General features: G+C 73.2%; 14 protein-coding genes. 12 read left to right on the forward strand and 2 right to left on the reverse strand.

Annotated elements, in window-relative coordinates:
- Positions 1-200 precede the first annotated feature (200 nt).
- Positions 201-3122 (reverse strand): excinuclease ABC subunit UvrA, encoded by a 2922-nt coding sequence (gene uvrA, locus ANAE109_RS05945; protein ID WP_011985484.1) that lies wholly within the window; start codon positions 3120-3122, stop codon positions 201-203.
- A 148-nt stretch (positions 3123-3270) separates the two neighbouring features.
- Between uvrA and ANAE109_RS05950 the strand changes: the two genes are divergently transcribed.
- From ANAE109_RS05950 to ANAE109_RS06000, 11 genes are all read left to right on the forward strand, one after another.
- A complete protein-coding gene (locus ANAE109_RS05950; RefSeq protein ID WP_011985485.1) occupies positions 3271-4272 on the forward strand; it encodes a DMT family transporter in 1002 nt (333 codons plus the stop codon).
- Positions 4269-5183, forward strand: a complete 915-nt coding sequence (locus tag ANAE109_RS05955; RefSeq protein ID WP_011985486.1) for a DMT family transporter — start codon at positions 4269-4271, stop codon at positions 5181-5183. The genes ANAE109_RS05950 and ANAE109_RS05955 overlap by 4 nt, the downstream gene beginning before the upstream one ends.
- An 82-nt stretch (positions 5184-5265) precedes the next feature.
- Positions 5266-6492, forward strand: coding sequence for an ABC transporter substrate-binding protein (locus ANAE109_RS05960; protein ID WP_011985487.1), 1227 nt, complete (start codon positions 5266-5268; stop codon positions 6490-6492).
- An 18-nt stretch (positions 6493-6510) separates the two neighbouring features.
- Positions 6511-7371, forward strand: coding sequence for a branched-chain amino acid ABC transporter permease (locus tag ANAE109_RS05965; RefSeq protein WP_011985488.1), 861 nt, complete (start codon positions 6511-6513; stop codon positions 7369-7371).
- Positions 7372-7373: 2 nt separating this feature from the next.
- A complete protein-coding gene (locus ANAE109_RS05970; RefSeq protein ID WP_011985489.1) occupies positions 7374-8360 on the forward strand; it encodes a branched-chain amino acid ABC transporter permease in 987 nt (328 codons plus the stop codon).
- A complete protein-coding gene (locus tag ANAE109_RS05975; RefSeq protein WP_011985490.1) occupies positions 8357-9115 on the forward strand; it encodes an ABC transporter ATP-binding protein in 759 nt (252 codons plus the stop codon). The genes ANAE109_RS05970 and ANAE109_RS05975 overlap by 4 nt, the downstream gene beginning before the upstream one ends.
- Complete coding sequence (locus tag ANAE109_RS05980; protein ID WP_011985491.1) at positions 9112-9822, forward strand: ABC transporter ATP-binding protein; 711 nt, start codon at positions 9112-9114, stop codon at positions 9820-9822. Before ANAE109_RS05975 ends, ANAE109_RS05980 begins: the two co-directional genes overlap by 4 nt.
- A 112-nt stretch (positions 9823-9934) precedes the next feature.
- Positions 9935-10492 (forward strand): chalcone isomerase family protein, encoded by a 558-nt coding sequence (locus ANAE109_RS05985; protein ID WP_011985492.1) that lies wholly within the window; start codon positions 9935-9937, stop codon positions 10490-10492.
- Positions 10493-10559: 67 nt separating this feature from the next.
- Complete coding sequence (locus ANAE109_RS05990) at positions 10560-11705, forward strand: acyl-CoA dehydrogenase family protein (RefSeq protein WP_011985493.1); 1146 nt, start codon at positions 10560-10562, stop codon at positions 11703-11705.
- Positions 11706-11716: 11 nt separating this feature from the next.
- Positions 11717-12034, forward strand: coding sequence for a divalent-cation tolerance protein CutA (cutA, locus tag ANAE109_RS05995; RefSeq protein ID WP_011985494.1), 318 nt, complete (start codon positions 11717-11719; stop codon positions 12032-12034).
- A gap of 240 nt (positions 12035-12274) precedes the next feature.
- Complete coding sequence (locus ANAE109_RS06000; protein WP_011985495.1) at positions 12275-14005, forward strand: tetrathionate reductase family octaheme c-type cytochrome; 1731 nt, start codon at positions 12275-12277, stop codon at positions 14003-14005.
- Between the two features lie 101 nt (positions 14006-14106).
- Here ANAE109_RS06000 and ANAE109_RS06005 read toward each other — a convergent pair whose 3' ends face one another.
- On the reverse strand, positions 14107-14451 hold the full coding sequence (locus ANAE109_RS06005; RefSeq protein WP_011985496.1) for a hypothetical protein: 345 nt from the start codon (positions 14449-14451) through the stop codon (positions 14107-14109).
- Positions 14452-14488: 37 nt separating this feature from the next.
- Between ANAE109_RS06005 and ANAE109_RS06010 the strand changes: the two genes are divergently transcribed.
- A complete protein-coding gene (locus tag ANAE109_RS06010) occupies positions 14489-15916 on the forward strand; it encodes a serine/threonine-protein kinase (protein ID WP_011985497.1) in 1428 nt (475 codons plus the stop codon).
- The last annotated feature ends 175 nt before the right edge of the window (positions 15917-16091 follow it).

Genomic DNA, 16091 nt, shown 5'->3' on the forward strand with positions numbered 1-16091 from the left:
GGAGGCTCCGAGGCAGGATCCGGCCGAGGCCCACACCATGGCGGAGCCGTCCCGAGCGACCGCCGAGCTCGCCGGGTTCTGGCGCCGTGTCGCCGCGCTGTGCGCGGACGGTGGCCGGATGGCGCGCCGACACGCGCTCGTGAGGGAACCGAGGTGATCCCTCGCCGCCTGACGTGGCGCCGAGAACGTCGCGGCGAGCCCTACGCCCCCACCCGCTGCGCCCCGCGGGTCGCGCCCTGGGGCGAGGCGGCGCGCCGCGCACGCTGGCGGTGGTTCTCGAGCACCTTGGCGAGGAACTGGCCGGTGTAGCTCTCCTCCACCCGCGCCACCTCCTCGGGCGTGCCCTCGGCGATGACGAGGCCGCCGTCCGCGCCGCCCTCCGGGCCGATGTCGATGATCCAGTCGGCGCACTTGATGACGTCGAGGTTGTGCTCGATGACGACGACCGTGTTGCCGGCGTCCACCAGCCGGTCGAGCACGGCGAGCAGCTTCTTCACGTCCTCGAAGTGCAGGCCGGTGGTGGGCTCGTCGAGGATGTAGAGCGTCTTGCCGGTGCCGACGCGGGCCAGCTCGCGCGAGAGCTTGATGCGCTGCGCCTCGCCGCCGGAGAGGGTGGGGGAGGGCTGCCCGAGCTTGATGTAGCCGAGGCCCACGTCCTCGAGGGTGGTGAGGATGCGCGCGATCTCGCGGTGGTGCTCGAAGAGCCCCTTCGCCTCGGCGATGGAGAGGTCGAGCACCTCGGCGATGTTCTTGCCCTTGAAGGTCACCCGCAGCGTCGCCTCGTTGAAGCGCTTGCCGCCGCAGACCTCGCAGGGCACGAGCACGTCGGCGAGGAAGTGCATCTCGACGAGCTTCATGCCGTCGCCCTGGCACGCCTCGCAGCGGCCCCCCTTCACGTTGAAGCTGAAGCGGCCGGGCTGGTACCCGAACGCGCGCGCCTCCGGCGTCTGGGCGAACACCTCGCGGATGGCGTCGAAGACCTTGGTGTAGGTGGCGGGGTTCGACCGCGGCGTGCGGCCGATGGGCTGCTGGTTGATGTCGATGACCTTGTCGATCTTCTCCCAGCCGGTGAGCGCCTGGTGCTTCCCGGGCACCTCGCGCGTGGAGTAGAGGTGGCGCATCAGCGCGGGGCGGAGGATCGCGTTCACGAGCGTGGACTTGCCCGCCCCGGAGACGCCGGTCACCGCCGTGAAGCGGCCGAGCGGGAACGACGCGGTGAGGTCCTTGAGGTTGTTCTCGGTGGCGCCGGAGATGGTGATCGCGCCCTTGTCCTCGGTGCGGCGCCGGTCGGGGACGTAGATCTCCTTCCGCCCCGAGAGGTAGGCGCCGGTGAGCGACGCCGGATCGCGCTTCACCTCGGCCGGCGTCCCCGCGCTGACGATCTCGCCGCCGTGCGCGCCGGCCCCCGGACCGAAGTCCACGAGCCAGTCGGCCTCCTCCATCGTCTCCTCGTCGTGCTCGACGACGATGACCGAGTTGCCGACGTCGCGGAGCCGCTTGAGGGTGGCGAGGAGCTTGCCGTTGTCGCGCTGGTGGAGCCCGATCGACGGCTCGTCGAGGATGTAGATGACGCCGGTGAGCTCCGAGCCCATCTGCGAGGCGAGCCGGATGCGCTGGCTCTCGCCGCCGGAGAGCGACGGGCCGGGGCGATCGAGCGTGAGGTAGCTGAGCCCGACGTCGAGCAGGAACTTGAGCCGGTTCTTGATCTCCTTGAGGAGCTCGTCGGCGATCTTCGCCTCGCTGCCCTTGAGATCGAGCGACCCCAGCCAGGCGTGGGCGTCCTGGATGGTGAGCCGGGAGAGCTCCACGATCCCCTTGCCGCGGATGCGCACCGCGCGGCTCTCCGGCTTGAGCCGCTCGCCGCCGCACGTGTGGCAGGGCTTGTCCGAGAAGTAGCGCATGTAGTAGCGCCGCATCTGCTCGGAGCCCGTCGCCTTCAGCCGGCGGTAGAGCTGGTTCACGACGCCCTCGAACTCGATGCGCCAGGAGCGCCCGCCGTTCGCGACCGCGTCGGTGCCGAGGAGGATCGCGTCGCGGTGCGCCTTCGGGAGCTTCGCCCAGGGCAGGTCGAGGTCGATCTTGAGCGAGCGGGCGAGGTGCTCCACGAACTCGAAGGTCCAGCCCTCGCCCCGCTCCATCCCGCTCGCCCACGGCTCGACCGCGCCCTGGCGGATGGTGAGCGACGGATCGGGGATGATGAGGTCCGGATCCATCTCCGCGCGCGTCCCGAGCCCCTGGCAGTCGGGGCAGGAGCCGAGCGGGGAGTTGAAGGAGAAGCTCTGCGGCGCGAGCTCGCCGAAGCTGAGCCCGCAGGCGTGGCAGGCGTTCAGCTCGGAGAAGAAGCGGTCGTGCGTCTTGTACTCCTCCGGATCGATGCCGGGGCCGACCTTCTGCTCCTTGTCGGCGTCGGCGACGACGAGCGTCCCCTTGCCCTCGCGCAGCGCCGTCTCGACGGAGTCGGTGAGCCGGGAGCGGATCCCCTCCTTCACGACGAGGCGATCGACCACGAGCTCGATGTCGTGCTTCAGCTTCTTGTCGAGGACGAGCCGCTCGGTGAGCTGGTGGATCATCCCGTCCACGCGCACGCGCGCGAAGCCGCGCTTGCCGAGGTCGACGAGGAGGTCCTTGTACTCACCCTTGCGGTTCTGCACGAGGGGGGCGAGCACGAGGATGCGCGCGCCCTCCGGGTACTGGAGGATGGCCTCGACGATCTGCTGGGCCGTCTGCTTCCCGACCGGCCGCCCGCACGAGGGGCAGTGCTGGAGGCCGATCGAGGCGTACAGGACGCGCAGGTAGTCGTGGACCTCGGTGATGGTCCCCACCGTCGAGCGCGGGTTGTTCGACGCCGCCTTCTGCTCGATGGAGATCGTCGGCGACAGCCCGCGGATGGTGTCGTACCTGGGCTTCTCCATCTGCCCGAGGAACTGGCGCGCGTAGGACGAGAGGGACTCGACGTAGCGGCGCTGCCCCTCGGCGTAGAGGGTGTCGAACGCGAGCGAGGACTTCCCCGACCCGGAGACGCCGGTGAACACCACCAGCTTCTTCTTCGGGATCTCGAGGGTGACCGACTTGAGGTTGTGCTCGCGCGCGCCCTTGACGGTGATGGAATCGGGCTCGCTCATGTGGCGCGTTGTCTAACGGAACAGGGCCCCTTTGGCCAGCCGCGTCGCCCCCGGCGAGGCGTCGTGGACCGGAGCCGGCGCCCGGCGGGCCTCCGGCCCGGCGCGGCGGCTTCCCCCTCGCGGGGAGTGGTGGTAGACGCGGGAATCCATGGCCGTTTCCCCCCCGCCGCCCGCCGTCGCCGGTCCCGCCGCCCCCCGCGGCGCCGAGGTGGCGCCCGCGCCGCCGTCCGCCCACCTGGCGAGCGAGCGGGCGTCCGCGCGCGCACGGCTGCTGCTGTTCGGCGCCGGGGTGCTCTTCGGGCTCTCCGCCGTGCTGGCGCGCCTCGCGACGCAGGCGGGGATGAGCGGCGGCCAGGTGACCTTCGCGCGCTTCGTGCTCGGCGTCGGCTTCGTGGGCGGGCTCTTCGTCGCGCGGCCGGGGACGTTCCGTCCGCGGCGCAAGGCGCTGCTCGTCTCGCGCGGCTTCTTCGGCGGCATCGCCGCGCTGCTCTACTTCCTCTCCATCGAGCGCATCCCGGCGGGCGAGGCGACGCTCCTCAACAACACCTTCCCGATCTGGGCGGTGCTCCTCTCGCTGTTCATCCTGAACGAGCGGCCCACCATCCACCTCGGCGTGGGGCTGGCGCTCGCGAGCGCCGGCGTCTTCCTCGTGCTCGGCGGCGGGGGCGTGTCGCTCGGGCTGGGGGTGGGGGAGATCCTCGGCGTCGTCTCGGCCATGTGCGGCGGCGCGGCGGTCACCTCCATCCGCGCGCTGCGGGCGACGGACAACGCCCCGACCATCTTCTTCGCCTTCGCGGTGGGCGGCGTCGCCGCCTCGCTCCCGTATGCCTTCGCGCCGTGGCCGTCCGCCCCGCTCGCCTGGATCGCCGCCCTCGGGGTCGGGGTCGTGGCCTTCCTCGCGCAGCTCCTCATGACCGAGGCGTACGGCGCCCTCTCCGTCCCCGAGGCGGCCCTCTGGCAGCAGCTCACGCCGATCGCGAGCTACCTGTGGGCGCTCACCATCGGCGAGCGGATCGGCGGCTGGACCCTCGTCGGAGTGCTGCTCGGCGTGGCCGGGATCGTGTACGGGTCGGTGCTCGGTCACCGTCCGCGCGAGGCCCGCTCGCCGGAGGCGCGCATCGCCGCCGGGCTCCCGGCGGAGGAGCCGTGAGCGACGTCGCCCGCTCGGCCAAGCTCCGCGCCCGCCTGCTGCTCGTCGCCTCCGCCGCCTCCTTCGGCCTCATGGCCGTGCTGGCGCGGCTCCTCTCGACGCACGGTGGCCCCCGCTTCAGCGCGGGGCAGCTCACCGTGATCCGCTTCGTGGTGGGCGCGGCGGTCTCGCTCGTCGCCTTCCGGCTGCGCCCCGGCCTCTACCGGCCGATGAACCGGCGCCTGCTCTGGACGCGGGGCGTGTCGGGCGGGATCGTGGTCGTGCTGTATTTCCTCGCCCTCGAGCGGATCCCCGCCGGCGAGGCGGGCATGCTCTACAACCTGTTCCCCGTCATCGCGACGGCGCTCTCCATCCGCGCCTTCGGCGAGCGGCCGACGATCCACCTCGCCCTCGCGCTCGTGCTGGCGACGGCGGGGGTGGTGCTGGTGCTCGGCGACGGCTCGCTCGCGCTCGGGGTGGGGACGGGCGAGGCGCTCGCGGTGGGTGCGGCGGTGTTCGCGGCGCTCTCCGCGGTGGTGATCCGCGCCATGCGCGCGACCGACAACGCCGCGACCATCTTCTTCTACTTCAGCCTCGGGGGCCTCCCGGTCGCGCTGCCCTTCGCGCTCGGCCCCTGGCCGGGCTCCCCGGCGCTGTGGGGGATCGCCGTCGTCATGGGCCTCGCCGCCTACGCGGCGCAGGTCCTCATGACCGAGGCGTACGGGGCGCTCAACGTCGGCGAGGCCGCGGTCTGGCTGCAGCTCACCCCGCTCGCGCAGTACCTCCTCGCCGCGCTGCTGCTCGGCGAGCGCGTGAGCGCCGCGGGCGCGGCGGGGATCCTGGTCGGCGTGGCCGGGGTCGCCTACGGGACGGTGCTCGGGCATCGCCCGCGCGCAGCGCCCGCGCCGTCGGGGCCGCCGGATCCCGCATGAGTAGGGCCCGACCGGGAACGCACCCGGTGTGATGCGCCTTGCGAGACTCCGTGGGTCCGCCCGAACTCCGGAGGTCCCCACGATGCGCCCTCGCCTCGCCGTCGCTCTCGTCCTCGCGTCCGCGCTCCTCGCGCCCGGCGCGGCCACCGCCCAGCGCGGCAAGCCCGTGAAGCTCGGCTTCGCGTACATCTTCTCCGGCACGAACGCGATCTACGGCCAGTTCGCCCGGCAGGGCGCGGAGCTCGCCATCGAGGAGGTGAACCGGCAGGGCGGCATCCTCGGGCGACAGGTGGAGGCCCGCTTCGAGGACGAGGCCGGCAAGCCGGACGTGGGCATCCGCGTGGTGCGGAAGCTGGTCTTCGACGACGGCGTCGACGCGGTGATCGGGCTCGACTCCTCCGGGACCGCCGAGGGCGTCGCGCCGGTGATGCCCGAGCTGGAGACGCCGCTCATCATCACCCACGCCGCCACCCCGCACGTCACCGGCGCGCGCTGCAACGCGTGGACCTTCAGGATCTCGCTGTCGCTCCCGCAGAACATCGCCATCGCCTCCACCATCGCCGCGGAGGGCAAGGCGAGACGCTGGACGACGGTGGGCCCGGACTACGCGTTCGGCCACGAGTCGTGGGAGTACTTCAAGAAGGACCTCGCCCGGAAGAAGCCCGGCGTGACGTTCGTCGCGGACGGCGAGGCGGCCTTCCCGCCGTCGAAGACCACGGACTTCTCCCCGTACATCACGAAGGTCATGGCCTCCGACGCGGACGGCGTGCTGGTGTCGCTGTGGGGCGGCAACCTCATCGACTTCGTGAAGCAGGCGAACGAGCTCGGCTTCTTCAAGGGGAAGCGCGAGATCCTCATGACGCTCGGCGCGGCCACCGAGGTGCTCACCGCGCTCGGGGACCGGATGCCGGCGGGCCTGTGGGTCGGGACGCGCTACTGGTTCCAGGGGAGCGCCTCGCCGATGAACAAGGCGTTCGTGGAGGGCTACCGCAAGAAGTTCGGCGTGTACCCGTCGTACAACGCGCACGGCGCCTACGCCGCCGTGCTCGCCTACAAGGCGGCGGCGGAGAAGGCGAAGAGCACCGACAAGGCGGCGGTGGCGAAGGCGCTGGAGGGGCTCGCGGTGGAGGTGCCGCTCGGCAAGATCGTCATCCGCGCCGAGGACCACCAGGCGGTCCAGGACGGCGTGTGGGGGCGGACCGCGGCGGGGAAGGGCTTCGACATCCGCATCCTCGAGCCGATGCGCCGCTTCCCCGGGGACGCGATCACGCCGCCGGTCGCCGAGACCGGTTGCAAGATGACGCGCTGACGGCGGCGGCCGCGACGCTTGGACCTCGCCCTCGTCAACGCGCTGAACGGCCTCTCGTGGGGGATGCTGCTCTTCCTCATCGCGATGGGGCTCACGACGATCTTCGGCGTGGCCGGGGTGCTGAACTTCGCCCACGGCGCCCTCTTCATGCTCGGCGCCTACGCGTGCATGCAGCTCGCGCGCTGGACCGGGTCGTTCTGGGTCGGGCTCGCGACGGCGCCCATCGCCGTCGCGGTGCTCGGCGGCGCGATCGAGGCGGGCCTCCTCCGCCCGGTGTACGGGCGAGACGCGTCCCACCAGCTGCTCCTCACCTTCGCCGTCCTCCTCGTGCTGGAGGACGGCATCCGGCTGCTGTGGGGACCCGGGTACCACGTGGTCGAGCCCCCGGCCCTCCTCGCGGGGACGGTGCCGATCGCGGGCTACTCGTTCCCGGTGTACCGCCTGTTCCTGGTGGCGCTCGGGCCGCTCGTGGGCGCCGGCCTGTGGTCGCTCTTCCGCTTCACGCGCTTCGGCAAGATCGTCCGCGCCGCGGCCTCGGACCGGGAGATGGCGGCCGGGGTGGGGATCCGCGTCCCGCGCCTCTTCACGGGCGTGTTCGTGTTCGGCACCGCGCTCGCCGCCCTGGGCGGCGCGCTGGCGGCGCCGCACCAGAGCGTGGGCCCGGCCATGGGCGAGCGGATCATCATCGAGAGCTTCATCGTGGTGGTGGTCGGCGGGCTCGGCAGCTTCCCGGGGGCGTTCGTGGGCGCGCTCCTGCTCGGGCTCCTCGAGGCGTTCGGGACGCAGGTCCTGCCGCGCGCGCAGATGGCGATCCCGTACCTGCTGCTCACCGCGGTCCTCGTGGTGCGCCCGCGTGGCCTGTTCGGGCAGCCGGAGTGACGGTGCCGGCGCGACTCGGCCCCCGCTCCTCCGGCGCCGCCGCCGCGGCGGCGCTCGCCGCGCTCGCCGCCCTCGCGTTCCTCCTCCCGAGCTACCCGCTCGTCGTCCTCACCGAGATCCTCATCCTCGGCACGTTCGCGCTCGGCTTCAACGTGCTCTTCGGCTACGCGGGGCTCCTCTCCTTCGGGCAGGCCGCGTTCTTCGGCACCGGCGCCTACGCGGCCGGGCTCGTGCTGCTGCACGGCCCGAGGAGCCTGTGGCTCGCGCTGCTCGCCGCGGTGGCCGCGGCGGCGCTCCTGGCGCTGCCGCTCGGCGCGCTGGCGGTGCGGCGGGACGAGATCTTCTTCTCCATCCTCACCCTCGGCCTCGGGATGATGATCCACAGCGCCGCCTTCGGCTGGCGCGAGGTCACCGGCGGCTCCGACGGGCTCACCGGGTTCACCGTCCCGAAGCTCGACCTCCTCGTCACGGCCGTGCCGCTCGTCCGCCCGCGCAACATGTACCTCCTCGCGCTCGCCGCGACCGCGCTCGTCACCCTCGTGCTGCGCCTCGTGGTGCGCTCGCCGTTCGGGCTCCTCCTGCAGGCCTCGCGCGAGAACCGGCAGCGGCTCGCCTTCGCCGGCGGGAACGTCCCCCGGCTGCGGCTCGCGGCCTTCGTGCTGTCGGCCGCGGTCTGCGGCCTCGCGGGCGCGCTCTTCGCGCTGTTCAACCGGATCGCGGCGCCGGACATGCTCCACTGGTCCTTCTCGGCGCGCCCCGTGCTGATGACCATCCTCGGTGGCGCGGGCACGTTCCTCGGGCCGATCGTCGGCGCGGCGGCGTTCTTCGGGCTCGAGCAGCTCGTCACGCGGTGGACGCAGGACTGGATGATCGTGCTCGGCGCGCTGCTCGTGCCCATCGTCATCCTGTTCCCGCGCGGGCTCGTCGGCACCGCCGCGGCCCGGCTCGCGGCGCGGCGGGCCCGCGCGGCGGGGGAGGGCGGGCGGTGAGCCCGGCGCCGCTGCTCAGGGTCGAGCACCTGTCCCGGAGCTTCGGGCGCTTCGCGGCGCTCACCGACGTGTCGCTCACCGTGGAGCGCGGCGTCCTCTCCGCCCTCATCGGCCCGAACGGCGCCGGCAAGACGACCTTCTACAACGTGGTCTCCGGGAGGTTCCCGCCCACCCGCGGCCGAGTCCTCCTCGACGGCGAGGACGTGACCGGGCTCGCGGCGCACCGGCTCGCCGGACGCGGCGTCGCGCGCTCGTTCCAGATCACGAACGTGTTCCCGAACCTGAGCGTGCTCGAGAACGTGGTCGTGCCGCTCGTCCTCCACCGCGGGCGGGCGCGCCGCCTGCTCCGGCCGCTCGCCCGCGAGCGCGACCTGCGCGCGCGCGCCGAGGAGGTGCTCGAGTCGGTCGGCCTGCTCGGGCAGGCGCACCGCCCCGCCGGGACGCTCTCCTACGGGGACAAGCGGCTCGTCGAGCTGGCGATCGTGCTGGCGCGGAGCCCGCGGCTGGTCCTCCTCGACGAGCCGACCGCCGGGATGAACCCCGAGGAGACGGACCGGACGATCGCGCTGGTGCGGCGGCTCGCCGAGCAGCTCGGGACCACGTTCTTCGTGACCGAGCACGACATGCGCGTCGTCTTCGGCCTGGCCCGCCGCATCTTCGTGCTGCACCAGGGGACGCTGCTCGCGGAGGGCTCGCCGGGCGAGATCCGCGCCGACGTCCGCGTGCGCGAGGCGTACCTGGGGGTGGTCGAGTGAGCGCGCCGCCCGCCCTCGAGGTGCGCGACCTGCACGTGTACTACGGCGAGAGCCACGTGCTGCAGGGCGTGTCGCTCACCGTCCGCGAGGGCGAGGTGGTGGCGCTCCTCGGGCGCAACGGCGCCGGGAAGACCACCACCCTGCGCGGCGCGCTCGGGCTCGCCCCGCCGCGGGCGGGCCGCGTCCTGCTCGGCGGCCACGACGTCACCGGGCGGCCGGTGCACGAGAACGTGCGCGCCGGCCTGGCCTGGGTGCCCGAGGATCGCCGGATCTTCCCCGGGCTGACGGTCGAGGAGAACCTGGAGGTGGCGATGCTCCCGCCGCGGGGCGGGCGGCCTTGGACGCCGGAGCGCGTGTTCGCCGAGTTCCCGCTGCTCGCGCCGCTGCGGCGCCGCCGGGGCGGCGCGCTGTCGGGGGGGCAGCAGCAGCTGCTCGCGATCGCGCGCGCCCTCTGCGGGAACCCGCGCGTGCTGCTCCTCGACGAGCCGAGCGAGGGGCTCGCGCCGCTCATCGTCCGCGAGCTCGGCGAGGTGGTGCAGCGCCTGAAGGGCACGCTCCCGGTGCTGCTCGCCGAGCAGAACGCGCGCTTCGCGGTCCGGCTGTGCGACCGCGGCGTCGTGCTGGAGAAGGGGCAGGTCCGGTTCGAGGGCACGCGCGCCGAGCTGGAGGCCGACCCGGAGATCCAGGGGCGGTACCTCTCGGTGTGAGACGCCCCGCGAGGCGCGCTCGGGCTGGCGGGCTCGCCCCTTGCGGGGCCGGGGATCGAGCGGACGGCCCGGGTACAACACGGGTTCACCTCCTCGACACGGAGAGTCAACCATGAAGAAGCTCGTCGCCGCCGCCCTCGCGCTCGCCGTCGCGCTCCCCGCCCACGCGAAGAAGGTCGCCGGAGTGGACTTCCCCGACGCCGTCGAGGTCGGAGGCCAGCAGCTCAAGCTGAACGGCGCCGGGCTGCGGAAGAAGTTCGTGGTCAAGGTGTACGCGGGCGGCCTCTACCTCGCGGCGCCGTCGCGCGACGCCGAGGCGATCGTCGCGGCGGACGCGCCGAAGCGCGTGAGGATGGTGTTCCTTCGCGACGTGAAGAAGGGCCAGATCATGGACGCCTACCGCGACGGCTTCCGCGCGAACTCGCGGGGGCCGAAGCTCGACGCGCTGCTCGAGCAGCTGAAGTCGATCGAGCCGGCCGTCCCGAACATGCGCGAGGGGGCCGAGATGTTCGTGACCTACGTGCCGGGGCAGGGGACCACGGTCAGCGCGGCGGGCGGCGGCCCGCCGGTGACGGTGCCGGGCAAGGACTTCGCAGACGCCATGTTCCGCAACTGGCTCGGCCGCGAGCCGGCGGACGGCGATCTGAAGAAGGCGCTCCTCGGGCGATAGACCGGCGCCGCAGCGGGCCCCCTCGGCGCGCTGGCGGGGCGCCGCCGGTCCGGGTATGCGAGAGCGCATGCCCGGCCTCGACCCGTTCACCGAAGACCACCAGGCCTTCCGGCGCACCGTCCGCGACTTCTGCGAGAAGGAGCTCGCGCCGCACGCGCGCGCCTGGGACGCCGCGGCCACCTTCCCGCGCGAGCTGTTCCGCACCTTCGGCGAGCTCGGCTTCTTCGGCATCCGCCACCCGCCGGAGTGGGGTGGCTCCGGGCTCGACTGGTGGTACGTCGTCGCCTACGCCGAGGAGCTGGTCCGCTGCCGCAACGCCGGGCTCGCCATGGCCATGCTCGTGCACGGGGAGATGGCCATCCCCGTCATCGCCGACCTCGGCACCGAGGAGCAGAAGCGCGAGTTCCTCGCCCCGGCGATCCGCGGCGAGAAGGTCGCCGCGCTCGCCATCTCCGAGCCGGACGCGGGCTCCGACGTGGCGGCGATCCGCACCACCGCCCGCCGCGACGGCGACGCTCTCGTCGTGAACGGCGCCAAGATGTGGATCACGAACGGCGCGCGGGCGGACTTCCTCACCATGGCGGTGCGCACCGGCGGCGAGGGGCACGAGGGGATCTCGCTCCTGCTCTTCCCCACCGACACGCCCGGCTTCCAGGTGTCGCGGACGCTCGAGAAGGTGGGGAACCCCTCGTCCGACACCGCGCTCCTCTTCTTCGAGGACTGCCGGGTCCCGGCGCGCTGGCTCCTCGGCGAGGAGAACCAGGGCTTCTACCACGTGATGGCGAACTTCCAGGGCGAGCGGCTCGTCGCGGCGGTGCAGGCGGTGGCCGGCATGCAGCTCATGGTGGAGGACGCGATGCGCTACGCCGGCGAGCGCAGCGCCTTCGGCCGGCCGCTCGCGCGCATGCAGGTGTGGCGGCACAAGCTCGCCGAGCACCTCACCGCCATCGAGGCGGCGCGCTGGCTCACGTACCGCGCCTGCGATCTGCTCCAGCGCGGGGAGCCGGCCGTGAAGGAGATCTCGATGGCGAAGCTCTTCGCCTGCGAGCTCGCGCAGCGGGTGGCGTACGACTGCATGCAGCTCCACGGCGGCATGGGGTACGTCCTCGAGACCGACGTCGCGCGCGCCTGGCGCGACGTGCGCGTCATGACCATCGCGGGCGGCACGTCGGAGATCATGAAGGAGATCATCTCCCGCGCCGCGGGCCTCTAGCCGGAGCTGCCATGGAAGACGCCCTCGTCGTCCTCGTCACCGCGCCGTCGCCCGAGCAGGCGGCGGAGCTCGCGCGCGCGCTCGTCGAGGAGCGCCTCGCCGCCTGCGGCAACGTCGTCCCCGCCGTGCGCTCGATCTACCGCTGGGAGGGGAAGGTCCACGACGACGCGGAGGCGCTGCTCGTGCTCAAGACGACGCGCGGCCGGTTCGAGGCGCTGCGCGAGCGCGTCCTGGCGCTCCACCCGTACGACGTGCCGGAGGTGCTCGCGCTGCCCGTCGAGGCGGGGAGCGCGCCCTACCTGGCGTGGCTCGCGGACGAGACGCGCTGACCGGCGCCTCGCGGTGACCACGTTAACGCCGGCCCCTTAACGCCGGCGTGAACGTCGCCGTTTACGCTCCGGCGGGCTGGATCGATCTCTCGAGCGCGCGGATTCTGCGTGAGGGCGTACCGACCGTCGCGCTCCGCGCGAGGTCTGCGCGGCATGGGAGTTGCTCGAGGGGGCGCCGCTCGCGTCACTCCGTGCGCGGGTCCAACCAGCTCCGGTTCGTCACGACCAAGGAGACACACTTTGAACGGCAACAAGTCCCTCGCCGCCGTCGCGCTCGGCGCGCTCCTCGCGCTCGCGGGCTGCAGCGACTCCGACGACGACGTCACCCCCAAGCTCACCTGCGCCGACAAGACCTGCGGTCCGTGCGAGACGTGCGACGACTCGAGCGGCACGCCCGTGTGCGAGAGCGCCTGCACCGACGCCCAGATCTGCTTCGAGAACGCCTGCACGACCGGGGCGGCGGTCCACGAGGCGCGCCTCACCGGCCCGTTCGCCGACGGCCCCGCCGTCACGGCCGCCTGCATCGGGTGCCACGAGGCGGAGGCCCAGGCCATGGTGGGGAGCGCCCACTTCAAGTGGTCCGGCCCCACGCCCAACCTCGCCGGCTACGAGGACCAGGCCGGCTTCGGCAAGAAGAACGTCATCAACAACTTCTGCGTGTCGACCCCCTCCAACGAGAAGCGCTGCACGCAGTGCCACGCCGGCTACGGCTCGGACGTCCAGAAGGACGCGAACGGGAACGTCACCGCTCCCGCCGTCATCGCGTACCAGACGAGCGAGCCGGGCCGCGTGGACTGCCTCATCTGCCACGCCGACCTCTCGAAGGGCTACACCAAGGCGCCCGCCGCGTTCGGCGCCGCGGCGAAGGCCGGGTCGGTCCCCGCCGAGACCTCGCTCTCCGACGTGCTCGTCGCCTCCGCGAAGAGCGTCGGCACCCCGAGGCGTGACAACTGCGGCTTCTGCCACTTCAACGCCGGCGGCGGCGACAACGTGAAGATGGGCGATCTCGGCTCGCCGCTGAAGAACCCGTCGCGGGACGCCGACGTCCACATGGGCGGCGCGGAGGCGATGGTCTGCGCCGACTGCCACGCGGCGGAGAACCACCTCATCGGCGGCTCCGGCGTGTCCATCCCGGTGCTCGAGGCGGCGGCGAAGACCTGCACCGACTGCCACCCGCCCGCGCCCCACGCGAACTCCACGTACAACACCCACGCGAAGGCGATCGCCTGCCAGACCTGCCACATCCCCGAGTTCAGCCGGCAGATGGAGACGAAGGTCACCTGGAACTGGGATCTCGCGGGCTACAAGGACTGCAAGTACCCCGGCGCGCCGGCGGAGCTCGTCGCGGCGTGCGTGGGCGGCGCCGCGTCCATCCAGGTTCCCGAGGGACATCTCGAGTACAACTGGATGAAGGGCACGTTCCTGAAGCAGCAGAACGTGAAGCCGGTCTACCGCTGGTACGACGGGAAGGCGTACCACGTGACGCTGAAGGACGCGGTCGACCCGGCCGCCGGAACGCCGGGCAATGAGCCGCTCGTCCTCGCCGAGCCGACCGCCGCTGCCACGGCGGGCGCGAAGATCTACCCCTTCAAGGAGATGAAGGGACACCAGCCGGTGATGGCGGACGGCTCCTTCGTCATCGCCCCGCACGTGTTCGGCCCCGGCGGCTTCTGGGACGGGCCGACGATCCCGAACCCGGTCACCGCGGAGCAGCTCCAGGCCATCTGGAATGACGTGCTCACCGACGGCGCGATCGCCGCGGGCCAGCTCCAGGCGGGCGCGTCGCTCACCGACGCGGACTGGAAGTTTGCCGCCACCCGCATGTACATGAACATCAACCACGAGGTCGCGCCCAAGGCCGAGGCGCTCGTGTGCGCCGACTGCCACTTCGGGGGCACGCGGCTCGACGTCGCGGCGCTCGGCTACGCCTGCGCCGATCCGATGGACTGCGCGAAGCGCCCGAACCCGTAGCGCGCCGCTCCTCGCCCGCCGGGCGAGACGGGGCCGCGGTCCGGACGAGCTCCGGGCCGCGGCCTCTCCCGTTGGCGCGGCGGCTCGCCCGCGCCGCGCCCTCACTTCTTGCGGAACAGCGCCTCCAGCGCGTCGCGCGGGTCGTCGTCCGCCGGCGCGGGTCCCTCGCCGAAGAGGGCCCCGAGCTGGTCGCGCGCCGCCCGCGAGCTCTTGCGCCGCCGCGAGGCGCCGTCCCCGAGCTGGAACAGGTCGCAGGCGTTCGAGGCGATCTTGTCGACGATGTGCTCCGCGTGCGGCTCGCGGCACTCGTGCGCGGAGGACTCGTCGTAGTGCCGGCAGTTGATGCAGGCGTGCAGGTCGGAGTCGCACTCGGGACAGGTGGTCCGGCGTCCCACCGGCCCGTCGATGCGGACTGCCGCCCCGCAGGCGTGGCAGCTCGTGGGCATGCCGCTATGATAGCCCCCGGCGGGGACGAGCGCCCGATTGCGAAAGCCCATCCCATACGGCCGCTACCTGCTGCTCGACCGCATCGCGATCGGCGGCATGGCGGAGGTGTACGTGGCGGCCCGGCGCGACGACGCCTCCGGGCGGCTGTTCGCGCTCAAGCGGATCCTCCCCACCCTCGCGGAGGACGGTGAGTTCATCCAGATGTTCCTCGACGAGGCGCGGCTGGTCGTGCAGCTCGACCACCCCGGCCTCGTCTCCATCCACGAGCTCGGCAAGCACGGGGAGGGGTACTACATCGCGATGGACTACGTGCCCGGGCGCGACCTGCGCGCGCTCGTGGCGCGCGCCCGCGGACGCGGCGAGCGCCTGCCCCTGCCGCTGGCCGCCTACGTCGGCTGGCGCGTGGCGGACGCGCTCGATCACGCCCATCGCAAGCGCGACGCGCGCGGCACTCCGCTCCAGGTGGTGCACCGCGACGTCTCGCCGGCGAACGTGCTGCTCGGCTTCGACGGCTCGGTGCGCGTCATCGACTTCGGCATCGCGCAGGCCGCGCTCCGCACGCGCCGCGACGCCGCCCTCCGCGGGAAGTTCGGCTACATGAGCCCGGAGATGGCCGCGGGCGGGCCGGTGGACCGGCGCTCCGACGTGTTCGCGCTCGGCGTGGTGCTGCACGAGCTGCTCACCGGCCTGCGGCTCTTCTCCGGCCCCTCCGAGCTCGCGGTGCTGGAGCAGGTCCGCCGCGCGGAGGTGGCGCCGCCCTCCCTGGTGAACCCGGCGGTGCCTCGGGGCCTCGACGCCATCGTCCTCAAGGCGCTCGCGCGCGATCCGGCCGATCGCTTCGCCTGGGCGAGCGAGCTGCGCGACGCGCTCGTCCCCTGGACGCACGCGGGCTCGCCGGCCGGCGATCCCCCCGCGCTCGCCCGCTTCATGGCACGCGCGTTCCCCGACGAGCTCCGGGCCGAGCTCGACCGGCTCGAGCGGCTGCGCCACGAGGAGCGGGCGCCCGCCGATCCCTCGCCGCCCGAGGAGACGCAGGTGATCGCGCTGCGGCTCGACGACCTCCCCGCCGCGCCGGCCCCGGCCCCCCTCGGCGCGGTGCGGGCCCTCCGGCGCCGCGGCGGGCGGGCGGCGCTCGCGGGCGGGGTGGTCGCGTCCCTCGCGCTCGCCGCGTCGCTCGTGTTCGCGGCGACCTCGCCCGGTGCGGACGGTCCTGCGGCCCCCGCGCCGCTCGCCGTCCCCGGCGCGACGGGCAGGCTGGTGGTGCAGCCGCGCGCGGCGGCGACGCTGGTCGTGGACGGGGAGCCGCGGCTGCCACCGCTCGCGCCGGACGAGGTGCGGGGGGTCCAGCTCGCGCCGGGGCGGCACCGGATCGAGCTGCGGACGCAGGACGGGCGCGCCGCGGGCGCGACGATCGAGCTCGCGGCCGGCCAGACGGCCGCGCTGCTCGGGATCGAGCTGCGCTAAAAGCGGAGCCCGCTTGGTCTGAGTCGCGTAGCGAGGCGCACGATGGCGTCGGCGAGCCGGGCACACGAGGGCCGAGCAGCGGAGGCGTGCCTGAAAGGCACGTCGAGCAGCGCAGGGCCGAGTCTGCCCGGCGCAGCCAGCCAGCGCGCGCCGCAGTAGCGAATCAGGCCAAGTG

It is taken from the genome of Anaeromyxobacter sp. Fw109-5, assembly GCF_000017505.1.
GTDB lineage: Bacteria > Myxococcota > Myxococcia > Myxococcales > Anaeromyxobacteraceae > Anaeromyxobacter.

Bases quoted from the DNA above. Each gene is read 5' to 3' on its own strand.
- ANAE109_RS05950 (WP_011985485.1), top strand. From the start codon at position 3,271: ATGGCCGTTTCCCCCCCGCCGCCCGCCGTCGCCGGTCCCGCCGCCCCC.
- ANAE109_RS05990 (WP_011985493.1), top strand. From the start codon at position 10,560: ATGCCCGGCCTCGACCCGTTCACCGAAGACCACCAGGCCTTCCGGCGC.
- ANAE109_RS05960 (WP_011985487.1), top strand. From the start codon at position 5,266: ATGCGCCCTCGCCTCGCCGTCGCTCTCGTCCTCGCGTCCGCGCTCCTC.
- cutA (WP_011985494.1), top strand. From the start codon at position 11,717: ATGGAAGACGCCCTCGTCGTCCTCGTCACCGCGCCGTCGCCCGAGCAG.
- ANAE109_RS06005 (WP_011985496.1), bottom strand. From the start codon at position 14,451: ATGCCCACGAGCTGCCACGCCTGCGGGGCGGCAGTCCGCATCGACGGG.
- ANAE109_RS05985 (WP_011985492.1), top strand. From the start codon at position 9,935: ATGAAGAAGCTCGTCGCCGCCGCCCTCGCGCTCGCCGTCGCGCTCCCC.
- uvrA (WP_011985484.1), bottom strand. From the start codon at position 3,122: ATGAGCGAGCCCGATTCCATCACCGTCAAGGGCGCGCGCGAGCACAAC.